This window comes from Pseudomonas wadenswilerensis, assembly GCF_900497695.1.
Taxonomy (GTDB): domain Bacteria; phylum Pseudomonadota; class Gammaproteobacteria; order Pseudomonadales; family Pseudomonadaceae; genus Aquipseudomonas; species Aquipseudomonas wadenswilerensis.
On the sequence record NZ_UIDD01000002.1, the window covers coordinates 1 to 12,885 of the forward strand.

Sequence of the window (12,885 nt, forward strand, 5' to 3'; positions counted from 1 at the left end):
GAGAGCGGTGAATGGCAAGCTGTACGCCGGTAGTGCTTAAAGCACGTGTGGGAGCAAAGCTGCCATTCACCTCTCCACTCTGGCCCGAGCCCGAACAGTTGATTGAGCGCCTCTCGAATCACAAGCGTGGGCCAAGCCAGAGCGCTCTCACAACTGAGTGTAAGAGGGTTCAGCCATGTTGTCTTCTGTTGGAATCGACACTGCCAAAGCCACTTTGGAAATCTGCATCAAACCTCAGAAAATCCGCTTCGAAGTGGCCAACAACTCCGCAGGCTTCGAGGCGTTGCTTGAGCGTCTGAAGGACTTCAATATCAGTCGAGTGCTGATCGAAGCGACAGGCGGCTACGAGAAAGATGTGTTGATCGCCCTGGCCTCAGCAGGACTGGAAACCATCTGCATCAACCCAGCCCGTGCCCGAAAATTCGCCGATGCCATGGGTAAAAAAGCCAAAACCGACAAGATCGACGCCGAAGTCCTTGCGGACTTCGCTGCACACCTCAGCGCCCCTCAAGGCCAACCGGTCAGCCCTGAACGCGAAGAGCTGCGAGAGCTGGTGAAGCAGCGCGCCCAATTTGTGCAGAGCCGTGATGACGACAAGCGGCGTCGCCAGCAATGTCGCTCGGCAACAGTGATGGCCCACTTCGATGAGCATATAGAGCAGCTGAAAGTGCTGATCAAACGCCTCGACGAAGAAATTGATCAGGCGATGGTGCAACTGGACGATACCAGGGCGCGTCAGTTATTGGCAGTGACCGGAATCGGTCGAGTAACCGCCGCAAATCTGCTCGCCTCACTGCCTGAACTGGGGCAGTTGGACCGCCGTCAGATCGCTGCTCTGGTGGGCGTAGCGCCTTACAACAACGATAGTGGTAGCCATCGAGGGCACCGCCAGATATGGGGTGGTCGGGCCCATGTAAGGCGAGTGCTGTACATGTCGAGCTGGATCATCATCCGTCACAACACAGAATTTAAAGCACGCTACGAAGCACTTCGGGCACGTGGCAAGTGCGCCAAGGTGGCACTCGTAGCTTGCATGCGGGTGCTGATCGTCAGGCTGAATGCAATGCTGCGGGACAATACCCCTTGGCGAGAGCAAACAGCCTGATCAAGACAGTTGCTCCCACAGGATTGACTCTGTGGGAGCGGGCTTGACCCGCGATAGCGATCTAACTGCCTTCCAGCACCCGCCGATAAAACTTCCATTCCTCTTCCAGCGCATGCGCCAGGTTGCTCGCCGTACGAAAACCGTGACGCTCCGAAGGGTAGAAATGCCCTTCGGCGCGAATCCCGTTGGCCTTCAGCGCTTCAAGCATCGAACGGGTCTGTTCCGGCACTACTACAGCATCCAGCTCACCCTGAAAGAAGATCACCGGCACCTTGATGTTTGCGGCATGCAGCAAGGGGGTGCGCCGCTGGTAACGCTCGGCATCGGTCACCGGATCGCCGATCAGCCAGTCCAGGTAATCACCTTCGAACTTGTGCGTTGCCCGGGCCAGCGCCTGCGGATCACTGACGCCATACAGGCTGGCACCGGCGCGGAATACATCATGGAACGCCAGGGCGCAGAGGGTGGTGTAGCCGCCGGCACTGCCGCCGCGGATAAACGCGCGCTGCGGGTCGATCAGCTTGCGCTCGGCCAGGTGCCTGACCACGGCGCAGGCATCTTCGACGTCAATCTCGCCCCAGCGCAGGTGCAGGGCCTGGCGATAGTCCCGGCCATAGCCGCTGCTGCCACGGTAATTGAGGTCGGCCACGGCGAAGCCGCGCTGGGCCCAGTACTGGATGCGTGGATCGAGCACCGGGTAGCAGGCCGAGGTCGGGCCGCCATGGATGAACACCAGCAGCGGCGGCTGCACCTCAGCGTTCATGGCCGGGTAGAAGAAACCGTGGGCGATGCCGTCACCGCTGCGGTAGCGCAGTGCTTGCGGACGGCTGATGCGTTCGGCGGGCAGCGGTAAAGCACCGCCGGCCAGGACCTGTACATGATGGTTCTGGCGGTTGATGGCGATAACGGCGGGTGGGCTGATGGCCGACGCGGCAATGGCATAGAGATGCTGCTCGTCCAGATCCAGGCAGCGGAAGCGGCTGTAGTCCGCGCTGTAATCCTCTACCGAGCCATCGGCAAGGCAAATCCCCAAGCGGCTGAAGCCGTTATCGAACCAGCTCGCGAGGTAGCGCTGCTCGTCCAGCGGTAACCAGGTGCTGGCGCCCAACTGCCAGGGCGCGCCGGCATGGTCGGCCGCGGCGGCTGGCAAGGGGTTCCAGCCTGTTGCCGTTTCGCCCCAGGGCTGCCAATAGCCGTTGCGGTCGGACAGGCAATACAAACGACCGGCTGGGTCAAAATGAGGTTGTTGCAGGGACTGTTGCGGACCGGCTTCACCGGCGATGCAGCGTGGCGTGCTCCACTGGCCATCTGCCTGGCGTTGGCAGCACAGCAGCCGGGTTGCCGTCCACGGTTGTTCCGGGCGGCTCCATTCAATCCAGGCCAGGCGCGAGCCATCGGTGCTCAGGGTTGGCGAGGCGTAAAAGTCGGCGCCTTCGGCCAGGACTTCACGGCTGCCCTTGGCGATGGCCACCAGGCGATGCTCGACCGCCCCCGGACCATGGCTTTCTTCCACCGCCAGCACATGCCCGTTGGCCCAGCGCAGATCGCCGTAGCGCCGCACGCCCTCGGTCAGCGACTGCGGTAACCCGCCGTTGAGGTCCTGGGTATACAACTGCTGGTCCGCCTCGTTGACGAACACCAGGCCATCGTCGCTCAGGCAGAAGCTGCCACCGCCGTATTCATAGACCCGGCTGCGTACGCTGAAGCCATTGGGCGTCAGGCAACGGGCCTGGCCATCGCGCCAGTGCCAGATCCGGCAGGCGCCATCGCTGGGGCGAAATTCGTTCCAGAACAATCCCTGGGCAGCCACCCGCAGCTCGGCAAAATCGGTACCGGCGGCGACCGCCTGTTCGGCGCTGAAGCGCTCAGCCGCGGACAATGACACGTGAGTTTCGCTCATTACGGAAGGTCAGCTCGTCGATGGTCTGGTGGGCGTGCTCGGCTTCTTCGCGAGCCTTGAGGATAATGCCGTGCTCGGCCGACTTGGCGCAAACCGGGTCGGCGTTACTGGCGTCGCCGGTGAGCATGAAGGCCTGGCAGCGGCAGCCGCCGAAGTCCTTCTCTTTTTCGTCACAGGAGCGGCATGGCTCGGGCATCCAGTCGTAACCGCGGAAGCGATTGAAGCCGAACGAGTCGTACCAGATGTGCTGCATGCTGTGCTCGCGGACATTGGGAAACTGCACCGGCAGCTGGCGGGCGCCGTGGCAGGGCAGGGCGGTGCCATCCGGGGTGACGGTGAGGAACACGCTGCCCCAGCCGTTCATGCAGGCCTTGGGGCGCTCTTCGTAATAGTCCGGGGTGACGAAGATCAGCTTGCACGGGTTGCCAGCGGCCTGCAGTTTAGCCCGGTATTGGTTGGTGATGCGCTCGGCGCGTTCGAGCTGGGCGCGGGTCGGCAGCAGGCCGACACGGTTGAGGTGCGCCCAGCCGTAGAACTGACAGGTGGCCAGTTCGACGAAGTCGGCTTCGAGGGCAACGCACAGCTCGATGATGCGGTCGATTTTGTCGATGTTGTGCCGATGAGTGACGAAATTCAGCACCATCGGGTAGCCGTGGGCTTTGACTGCCCGGGCCATTTCCAGCTTCTGCGCGAAGGCCTTCTTCGAACCGGCCAGCAGGTTATTCACCTGCTCGTCGCTGGCCTGGAAGCTGATCTGGATATGGTCCAGCCCGGCCTCCTTGAAAGCGGCGATCTTCTGCTCGGTGAGGCCGATGCCGGAGGTGATCAGGTTGGTGTAATAGCCCAGGCGCCGACCTTCGCCGATCAATTCGGCAAGGTCCTGGCGCACCAGCGGCTCACCGCCGGAGAAGCCCAGTTGTGCCGCGCCCATCTCGCGCGCCTCGGCCATGACCCTGAACCACTGCTCAGTGCTCAGCTCCTGACCCTGGGCGGCGAAGTCCAGGGGGTTGGAGCAGTACGGGCACTGCAGCGGGCAACGGTAAGTCAGCTCGGCAAGCAGCCACAGCGGCAGGCCGACTTCGGGTCTTGCCGGCAGCTCAGGCAAGGGTGATCCAGTGTTCGGCACGGGCCACCTCCATGAATTGCTCGATGTCGTCACCGAGCTCGGGTACTCCGGGGAACTGCGTGTCGAGCTCGGCAATGATCGCCGCGACATCGCGCTGGCCGTCGATCAGCCCGCCGATCAGCGCGGCGCTCTCGTTGAGCTTGATCATCCCTTCCGGATACAGCAGCACATGAGCTTTTTGTGCCGGCTCATACTGGAAGCGATAGCCCGGGCGCCATGCCGGGACTTGCGCGCGATCGAAACTCATAAGGCGATTCCTTTGTGCCAGACCCTTTCGCTGGTGACACTGTGATAAGGCGGGCGGTTCAGTTCGTAGGCCATGCTCATGGCGTCGAGCATGCTCCAGAGAATGTCCAGCTTGAACTGCAGGATCTCCAGCATGCGCTGCTGGCCCGCAACTGTAGTGTAGTGCTGCAGGGTGATCGCCAGCCCATGCTCGACGTCACGCCGGGCCTGGCCCAGGCGGGTGCGGAAGTACTCGTAGCCGGCCGGGTCGATCCACGGATAGTGCTGGGGCCAGCTGTCCAGCCGCGACTGGTGGATCTGCGGGGCGAACAGCTCGGTCAGCGAGCTGCTGGCCGCCTCCTGCCAGCTGGCGCGGCGGGCGAAGTTGACGTAGGCATCCACGGCAAAGCGCACGCCGGGCAGCACCAGTTCCTGGGAGCGCAGTTGCTCCGGGTCGAGGCCGACCGCCTGGCCCAGGCGCAGCCAGGCTTCGATGCCGCCGTCTTCGCCAGGGGCGCCGTCATGGTCGAGCAGGCGCTGAATCCACTCGCGGCGAATTTCGCGGTCCGGGCAGTTGGCCAGGATCGCTGCATCCTTCATCGGGATGTTGACCTGGTAGTAGAAACGGTTGGCCACCCAGCCCTGGATCTGCTCGCGGCTTGCGCGGCCTTCATACATCGCCACATGGTAGGGGTGATGGATGTGGTAGTAGGCGCCCTTGGCGCGCAGGGCCTGTTCGAATTCGGCAGGGGACAGCGGTTTGGCGTCGCTCATGTCGGCTCCTAGAGAGTGATGCTCATGCCGTCGAAGGCCACTTCGACGCCGCGCCGGGCGCATTCGGCGCGTTCGGCCGAATCCTCATCGAGAATCGGATTGGTGTTGTTGATGTGGATAAGCACTTTGCGCTGACGCGGGAAGCTTTCCAGCACCTCGAGCATGCCGCCCGGGCCGTTCTGCGCCAGGTGGCCCATCTCGCGGCCGGTGCGGGTGCCGACACCACGGCGCTGCATTTCATCATCCTCCCACAGGGTGCCGTCGACCAGCAGGCAGTCGGCATCGCTCATCATCTGTAGCAATTTGCCGTCGACCTGGCCCAGGCCCGGGGCGTAGAACAGCTTGCCGCCGGTGCGCAGGTCCTCGACCATCAGCCCGAGGTTGTCGCCCGGGTGTGGGTCGAAGCGGTGCGGTGAGTAGGGCGGTGCGGCGCTGCGCAGCGGGAAGGGGGTAAAGCGCAGGTTCGGACAGGCGTCGATGACGAAGCTGCCTTCGAGCTCGATGCGCTTCCATTGCAGGCCGCCGTTCCAGTGGCTGAGCATGGTGAACAGCGGGAAGCCGGTGCTCAGGTCCTGATGGACCATGTCGGTGCACCAGACCTGGTGCGGGCAGCCTTCGCGCAGGCTGAGCAGGCCGGTGGTGTGGTCGATCTGGCTGTCGAGCAGGACGATGGCGTTGATGCCGGTGTCGCGCAGGGCGCGGGCCGGTTGCATCGGGGCAAAGCCTTGCAGCTGCGCGCGGATGTCCGGCGAAGCGTTGCACAGTACCCAGTGGATACCGTCGTCAGACAGGGCAATCGATGACTGGGTCCGCGCCGTGGCGCGCAAGCTGCCGTCGCGAAAGCCTTTGCAGTTTGCGCAGTTGCAGTTCCACTGCGGGAACCCGCCACCGGCGGCGGAACCTAGAATCTGGATGTACATGGCCACTCCTGCCGCGTCCTGAAATAAAAACGCCCCGGCGGACCGAGGCGTTGTACCGCAAGCAGGCTCAGCGGCTTGCGAAATACATGGTCACTTCAAAGCCGATACGCAGGTCAGTGTAAGCAGGTTTGGTCCACATGGGATTACTCCTTCCGGATAGGTCTGGGGTTTGCCAGCTACTTATTTAGTCCACCCTCCAGATGAGGGGGTCCCATAGCCGAGATTGCGCTATCTTACTAAAAAAATACGAACTGAATGGTTAAATCTCAGATAAACGCCGTTACAGGGACGGTAAGAATCGCCAGCGTCAGTGCCAGTTTTCGCCGGGCGCCGGCCCGTTCGCCAGGCACAACCAACCGAGTTCGGCCTGGCTTGTCTGGCGCGCCAGGTGTTGCAGTTGTGGCGGGTCGATAGCCAGGATCGCCGCTTGCAGATCGCTCAGCAGCGGCTGCTGATGGCCGGCCAGATGCGCCTGCCAGGCCCATTCGGCAACGTCATTGTTGGTCATGGCCTGTTCGTCGAACTGTGCGGCGAGTGCCTGCTTGTCCGCGGTGTTGCAGCTCAGCGTGGCGGGCAGGGCATCGAGTACTGTGTGGATGTGCCTGACGATCTCGGCGTGGCTGGCCGACGGCGACTGCACGCCGAGCAGCAGGCCATTGCAGCCCTCGATCTGACGGAAGGCGCTGAACACCGCATAGCCCAGATTCAGCTCGACTCGCAGCCGTTGATAGAAGGGCCCTTGCAACTGCTGGGCAAGGAACCGGCCAGTGGCTTGGTCTTCGACCGGGCAAAAGAGCAGCAGCGCTTGCTCGCTGGCCACCGGCGGCAGTGTTTGCCAGCGCCGCACAGCTTCGATTCTGGCGGGTAGATACCTGCCTGCGCGCCCGGGCACTTTACCCACGGCCCGGTTCAGTGCTGATTGATCGGTGGCACTCAAGCCGGTCGAGAGTCCATTCCAGATTGAATATTCCCACAGCGTATCAAGATCGCTCTGGCTGATGGTACAGGCTGGTAACGGTTCGTCCTGGTAGCCAAGCAGCTGCTCCGGGAGCTGCCTGAGCAGGGCACGAATTGGCATGACATCGGGCTGGTTGGCAGCGCCGGGTGTCCAGCTCTGGCTGGGGGGGAACCGCAGGATTGCCAACGCCTGTTCGATCACTGCGACCAGCACTGTTCCATTGCCGGCGCAGCGCAACTGCCAGTATTTGTCGCAGGCGCTGAACTGCAGGTGTACGCCAGCCTGCGCTGCCTGTTCACGCAGGGCTTGCAGCGCCCGATCAAGTACCTGCCAGAGGCGCTCGCGCAAGGCTGAGGTGAGCCGCCAGCGCAGGTAGATGACACCATGCTGGCGCGACGGCGGTAGTAGAGGAGAAACCGTCAGGCCTTCGGGAACGGCGGTTGCTTGAGTAGTCTCTGCCTTCACGTTCAGCAACGGATTCGCGGTGGGCAACTGCCAGGCGAGGGTGGGTGTTTTTACCTGGCCAGCGAGCATTGTCTCGAGTAACCGCTCAAGCGCAGCAAGTCCTTGCGCGTCCAGCGCCTCGAAGCGTTGCCCGGCGCTATCCCGGCGCGCCAGCTCCAATGCGCTGGCGGTAAGTTCGCGGCAGCGCTGCAATCGAGCGTATTCCTGATTGATTTGGCCCAAGTCAGCCGCCCGGAAGAACGCCAGCCAGTCAGCCAGCAGTGCCCGGACCTGCTCGGCGTCAGCCGTAACGTGGAGTTTCAGGCCCGCGTGCAGCAGGGTCTGGCCGGCAAAGCCATACAGCGAGGAAAACTCGAAATGCTCCAGCCAGCCCCGCTCACGCAGCGTCGCCGGTAGCCCGCCGGGCCGGGTGTCGCTCAGCCAGGTCGCGAGAAAATCGACGGCTTGTTCAAAGCCAGCGGGGAGAGGGGCGCACGGGTACAGGACATCCACTTGGCGCTCGTTGCGGACCAGCAGTGGTGCCTGGTTGTTGAAGCTTGGCGGTAGCGCCTGCTGCACTTTTCTCCCGCTATTGAACACTTGGCCGAATCGACACGCCAGCGCCTGCAGTTCGTCGAGGCTTTGCGGCCCGCTCAGGCTCAAGGTGATCTGCCCGGCCTGATAGAAGCGCTGATGAAAATCCCTTAATGCCGCCTGGAACGCCGGGCTTTGAACCTGCAGGCTGTAACGGTTGCCAGCCTGAAAAGCGCTCAACGGATGTTCGCTGCCAGCAGCCTGAAGCAAGGCAAACTGCCGCTGCGCTTGTGGATTGCGTGACCAGGCAATGAACTCGGCATGGATCACTTCCCGCTCGCGCACTTGCCGTTCAAGGTCGAACTGCGGGTGCGCAAGCATCTGGCAAAGACGCTCCAGGCTACCGGCAAAGGCCGCTGGCGGCACTTCGAAGAAGAACTCGGTATTGCGTTCACGGGTACTGGCATTCACCTGGCCGCCGTAGTGCTGCACGTAGCGCATCAGGCCGTCTTCCAGCGCGAAACGTTGATTGCCAAGAAAGAACAGGTGTTCGAGAAAGTGCGCCAACCCCGGCCACGCCCGTGGCGCGTCATGGCTGCCGGCCTGTACCCGCACTGCCGCTGCGCAGCGTTTTAGCTGCGGCGCATGGCGCAGGGTCACCTGCAGGCCATTGGCGAGGGTCAGGATGTGAAGGGCGCTGGGCATGACGGCTCCGGATACAGGCGAACCGTCATGCTAGCGGATTATTGCCGCGGCGTGCTGTAGAGCTCGGGGCGCAGGTCGTGCAGGTAAGGGTTGTTGGCCCGCCCTTGCTGCACCCGCTGCAGGTCCAGGTCGGCGCTCAGCAGCGCCGTGTCACGACCGGCCATGGCCAGGATGCTGCCGTCCGGGCCGACGATACTGCTTTGCCCGCAGTAGTGGATTTCGTCTTCGCTGCCGCAGTAGTTGGCGTACGCCAGGTAGCACTGGTTCTCGTAGGCGCGGGCGCGCACGGTGACCTGGGCAATGAAGTCGAAGGGCACCATGTTCGCCGTCGGCACCAGGATCAGCTCGGCACCGGCCAGGGCCAGGCGCCGGGCGTTTTCCGGGAACTCGATGTCGTAGCAGATCAGAAATCCAAGGCGCCAGCCGTTGAGCTCGACCACCGGGAAGTGATCCGGCCCCGGGCTGAACATCGCCCGGTCCAGACCACCAAACAGGTAGGTCTTGCGGTAGTTGCACAGGCTGCTGCCATGAGCGTCGATCAACTGCACGCTGTTGAAGATCTGACCGTCGTCCGCCAGCTCCGGGTAGCCGTAGGCAATGGCGATGCGATTGCTCTGGGCGATCTCCACCACGGCCATGGCCGACGGGCCGTCTTCGGCTTCGGCCAGGCGCGCGACGGCTTCGCTGCCAATGTTGTAGCCGCTCAGGAACATCTCCGGGCACACCAGCAACTCGGCGCCGCGGGCAGCGGCCAGTTGCGCCTGCTGGTGCAGGCGCTCGAGGTTGCCGGACAGGTCCAGCGGTTGCGGTTCGCCTTGGAACAGGGCGATGCGCATGGCGATTCTCCCGTCAGTCGGCCAGGGCGATCGGTCCGATCTCATTGAACACATCGCCCGGGCCTGGGTTGTCCGGGTGGGTCTGCCCACCGAAGTGATTCATGATACCCCACACCGCATTGAGCGAAGTCTGCACCGCGCCTTCGACCCAGGCCGGGGTCCACGACACATCGTCACCGGCAATGAAGATGCCGCGCTGTTCGGTCGGCATGTCCTGCTGCATGAAGTGCGCGTACATGCGCTGGTTGTAGCGGTAATGGCCGGGCAGGGCGCCCTTGAAGGCGCCGAGGAAGTGCGGGTCGGCTTCCCACGACACGGTGATCGGGTCGCCGATGATGTGCCCGGCGATATCCACTTTCGGGTAGATCTTCTTCAGCGCATCGAGGGCCAGCTTGACGCGTTTTTCCACCGGGTGCGGGAGCATCTTCAGCGCATCGCTCATCCACGAGTAGGACAGGCAGATCACCCCCGGCTTGTCATCGCCGTTGTCGAACAGGTAGGTACCGCGGGTCAGGCGGTCGGTCAGGGTCATGCTCATCAGGTCGCGGCCGGTTTCCGGGTCCTTGTCCTTCCAGAATGGCCGGTCGACCATGACGAAGGTCTTCGACGACTGCATGTAGCGGGTACGGTCCAGGGCCATCCACATTTTCTGCGAGAACAGCGATTCTTCGCACTCGATCTGGGTGGTCAGCAGCCAGCTTTGGCAGGTGGTCAGCACGGCGGCGTAATGACGGGTGTCGCCCCAGTTGTCGGTCACCGCCAGGCGCCCGTCGCTGTCGCGGGCAATGCTTTTCACCCCGGGGCGTGGTGCGCCGCGGTGCAGCGAGCTGAGGCTGGTGCCAGCCGGCCAGTGCGCGCAGCGCTCCGGCACATGGCGCCAGATGCCCAGCGGCACCTGCTCGACGCCACCGACCACCAGGTGCTGGTGATCGTCGCAGTTGGTCATTACCACGCGGAAGATTTCCAGCATCGAGTTGGGGAAGTCCGAGTCCCAGCCACCGGTGCCGAAACCGACCTGGCCGAATACTTCGCGGTGCAGGAAGCTGAGCTTGGCAAAAGCTTTGGAAGTGGCGACGAAGTCATAGAAGGTGCGGTCGTCCCACAACGGTACCAGGGTGTTCCACAGCTCTTTGAGGCGCGGCACATCGCGGTCGCGGATAGCCTGCTGGATATCGCCGAAGCGGGCACCGTCCTCCAGGGCATCGGCCCAGGCATCGGCCACTTCCTGGAACAGCTTGGGCAGGTCGGAAAGTTTTTCCGCGTAGTGGGTCTGGCCTTCCAGGTCGACGACCGTGCTGCCCGAGGCGGGTGTCAGCGGGTTGGGGAACGGCTTGGTCTCAAGGCCGAGCTTGTCGACGTAGTGATAGAACGCCGTGGACGACACCGGAAAGCGCATGCCGCCGAGTTCGGCGATGATCCCGTCGGTGCCTTCGAAGGCCTGCGAGCGCAGGCGCCCACCCATTTTCGAGGCTTCGTACACCACAGGCTTGAGGCCCAGCTTCATCAGCTCGTAGGCCGCTACCAGCCCGGCGATACCGGCGCCGACAATCGCAACCTCTTCGCCTTGGCGCTCGCTCGGAATACTGCCCAGGCCGGCCGGATGCTCGATCCAGTCGTCAAAGGCGAACGGGAAATCCGGGCCGAAAATGGTGATGGGTTTCTTGCCGTCGGCGGGGTGGCGATTGTTCTTGTTCATACGTGACCTTGCCAGGCGCTGCGCGGGGTGCGGAGCTTGAGTATAGGAAAACACTGGCGGTCATTTTAGGGGGTGGGGGTTACGTAATTAAGATGCAGAGTGTCGTCGTTTGGTCATGTTTTTGGTCGATATGACGTATCTGTAATTCATATTGACTCCTTCAGGAGGGGGCTTGCCCCGCGATCAACCCTCATCGCGGGGCAAGCCCGCTCCTACACATAATGTGGCTTTAAACCGGCTGCCCGCGATCTACCTTGCTGCTGAGGATAATCGAGGTGGTGGTCTTCTCCACCCCATCAACGCTGCCGATCTGATCGAGCAACTGGTCCAGTTGCTCGGGCGAATCACTGCGCAGCCAGGCGACGTAATCGAATTCGCCGCTGACCGCGCACAATTGCTGCACCTGGCCCATGGCGCTCAGGCGCCGCACCACGTCCTTGCCCGAGCGCGGTTGCACCTTGATCCCCACATAGGCCTGCAAGCCGCCATCGATCAGCCGCTGACCCAGGCGCACGCCGTAGCCGCTGATGACTTTGGTCTTTTCCAGGCGGGCCAGGCGCGAAGTCACCGTGGTGCGCGCGATACCCAGTTGCCGGGCGAGCGTGGCGACGCTTTCACGGGCGTTGATCTGCAGCAGCGAGATCAGCTGGCGATCGATTTCGTCGAGGGCGACGGGGCGGCTGTCAGGCATGGGCACTCTCTGGCGAGAGCCGCTTTTCACGGCTCATGGAATAAGCGCGATAGCCTATCCATTGCCCTCACCCTTGAGCAAGGCGTCTGTGCTCAGCGCGACTTGAAGCAGTGCTCGGCCTGGGGAAAGCTGCCGTCGCGCACTTCCCGGGCATAGGCTGCCAGGGCTTGGGCAATCTGTGGCTGCAGGTCGGCGAAGCGTTTGACGAAGCGTGGCTGGTATTCACCGAACAAGCCCAGTAAATCCTCGGTGACCAGAACCTGGCCGTCACAGGCAGGTGAAGCGCCAATGCCAATGGTGGGGATTGCCAACTCCTCGCTCAGGCGACGGGCCAGGGGTTCGGCGATGCCTTCCAGTACCACCGAGAAAGCCCCGGCTGCCTGCATGGCGAGGGCGTCCTGGCGTACTTTGGCAGCACTCTGGTCATCCCGGCCCTGGGCCTTGAATCCGCCGAGGCTGTTGACCTGCTGCGGCATCAGTCCGACATGGGCCATTACCGGAATCCCACGGCGAGTGAGGAAGGCGACGGTCTCGGCCAGCTCTTCGCCGCCTTCAAGCTTGATGCCCTGGGCACCGGTTTCGCGCAGCAGTCGCGCACTAGTGAGGAAGGCTTGCTCGGGCGAGGCCTGATAACTGCCGAACGGCAGGTCGATGACCACGCAGGCGCGTTGCGACCCGCGCATCACCGCCTGGCCGTGGGCAATCATCATTTCCAGGGTGACCCCGAGGGTGCTGGGCATGCCATACAGGACCATGCCGACCGAGTCACCGACAATGATCACATCGGCCTCGGCATCCACCCAGCGCGCCATCGGCATGCTGTACGCAGTCAGAACTACCAGATTGCCAGCGCCTTTGCGCTGCTGGATGGCGGGCACGCTCAAACGGTTTTCACGCACATGGCTGCTCATCGGTCTCTCCTAGGGGTTGTTCAACTAAGCCGGGCGCAGGCTACCATCGGCCTTTGTCGG

General features: G+C 62.9%; 12 protein-coding genes. 1 reads left to right on the forward strand and 11 read right to left on the reverse strand.

The genetic code is table 11. The annotated features are described in order from the left end of the window. Positions 1-175 precede the first annotated feature (175 nt). A complete protein-coding gene (locus CCOS864_RS02930; protein ID WP_115085006.1) occupies positions 176-1,105 on the forward strand; it encodes an IS110 family RNA-guided transposase in 930 nt (309 codons plus the stop codon). A gap of 61 nt (positions 1,106-1,166) precedes the next feature. Here CCOS864_RS02930 and CCOS864_RS02935 read toward each other — a convergent pair whose 3' ends face one another. From CCOS864_RS02935 to panB, 11 genes are all read right to left on the reverse strand, one after another. Further along, positions 1,167-3,005, reverse strand: coding sequence for a S9 family peptidase (locus tag CCOS864_RS02935; RefSeq protein ID WP_115085007.1), 1,839 nt, complete (start codon positions 3,003-3,005; stop codon positions 1,167-1,169). Beyond that, a complete protein-coding gene (gene pqqE, locus CCOS864_RS02940) occupies positions 2,971-4,131 on the reverse strand; it encodes a pyrroloquinoline quinone biosynthesis protein PqqE (protein WP_115085008.1) in 1,161 nt (386 codons plus the stop codon). The genes CCOS864_RS02935 and pqqE overlap by 35 nt, the downstream gene beginning before the upstream one ends. Further along, on the reverse strand, positions 4,103-4,378 hold the full coding sequence (gene pqqD / locus CCOS864_RS02945) for a pyrroloquinoline quinone biosynthesis peptide chaperone PqqD (protein ID WP_115085009.1): 276 nt from the start codon (positions 4,376-4,378) through the stop codon (positions 4,103-4,105). The genes pqqE and pqqD overlap by 29 nt, the downstream gene beginning before the upstream one ends. Further along, a complete protein-coding gene (gene pqqC / locus CCOS864_RS02950; protein ID WP_115085010.1) occupies positions 4,375-5,130 on the reverse strand; it encodes a pyrroloquinoline-quinone synthase PqqC in 756 nt (251 codons plus the stop codon). Before pqqC ends, pqqD begins: the two co-directional genes overlap by 4 nt. Positions 5,131-5,138: 8 nt before the next feature. Continuing rightward, a complete protein-coding gene (gene pqqB / locus CCOS864_RS02955) occupies positions 5,139-6,050 on the reverse strand; it encodes a pyrroloquinoline quinone biosynthesis protein PqqB (RefSeq protein WP_115085011.1) in 912 nt (303 codons plus the stop codon). A gap of 67 nt (positions 6,051-6,117) precedes the next feature. Then, the gene (gene pqqA / locus CCOS864_RS02960) at positions 6,118-6,189 is read right to left on the reverse strand and encodes a pyrroloquinoline quinone precursor peptide PqqA (RefSeq protein WP_008365141.1); all 72 of its coding nucleotides are present in this window, start codon (positions 6,187-6,189) and stop codon (positions 6,118-6,120) included. 168 nt (positions 6,190-6,357) lie between these two features. After that, positions 6,358-8,691, reverse strand: a complete 2,334-nt coding sequence (pqqF, locus tag CCOS864_RS02965; protein WP_115085012.1) for a pyrroloquinoline quinone biosynthesis protein PqqF — start codon at positions 8,689-8,691, stop codon at positions 6,358-6,360. A 38-nt stretch (positions 8,692-8,729) separates the two neighbouring features. Then, positions 8,730-9,527, reverse strand: coding sequence for a carbon-nitrogen hydrolase family protein (locus CCOS864_RS02970; RefSeq protein ID WP_115085013.1), 798 nt, complete (start codon positions 9,525-9,527; stop codon positions 8,730-8,732). A gap of 13 nt (positions 9,528-9,540) precedes the next feature. Beyond that, a complete protein-coding gene (locus CCOS864_RS02975; protein WP_115085014.1) occupies positions 9,541-11,223 on the reverse strand; it encodes a flavin monoamine oxidase family protein in 1,683 nt (560 codons plus the stop codon). Positions 11,224-11,452: 229 nt separating this feature from the next. After that, a complete protein-coding gene (locus CCOS864_RS02980; RefSeq protein WP_115085015.1) occupies positions 11,453-11,914 on the reverse strand; it encodes an Lrp/AsnC family transcriptional regulator in 462 nt (153 codons plus the stop codon). A 92-nt stretch (positions 11,915-12,006) separates the two neighbouring features. Continuing rightward, on the reverse strand, positions 12,007-12,825 hold the full coding sequence (panB, locus tag CCOS864_RS02985) for a 3-methyl-2-oxobutanoate hydroxymethyltransferase (protein ID WP_115085016.1): 819 nt from the start codon (positions 12,823-12,825) through the stop codon (positions 12,007-12,009). Positions 12,826-12,885: the final 60 nt, after the last annotated feature.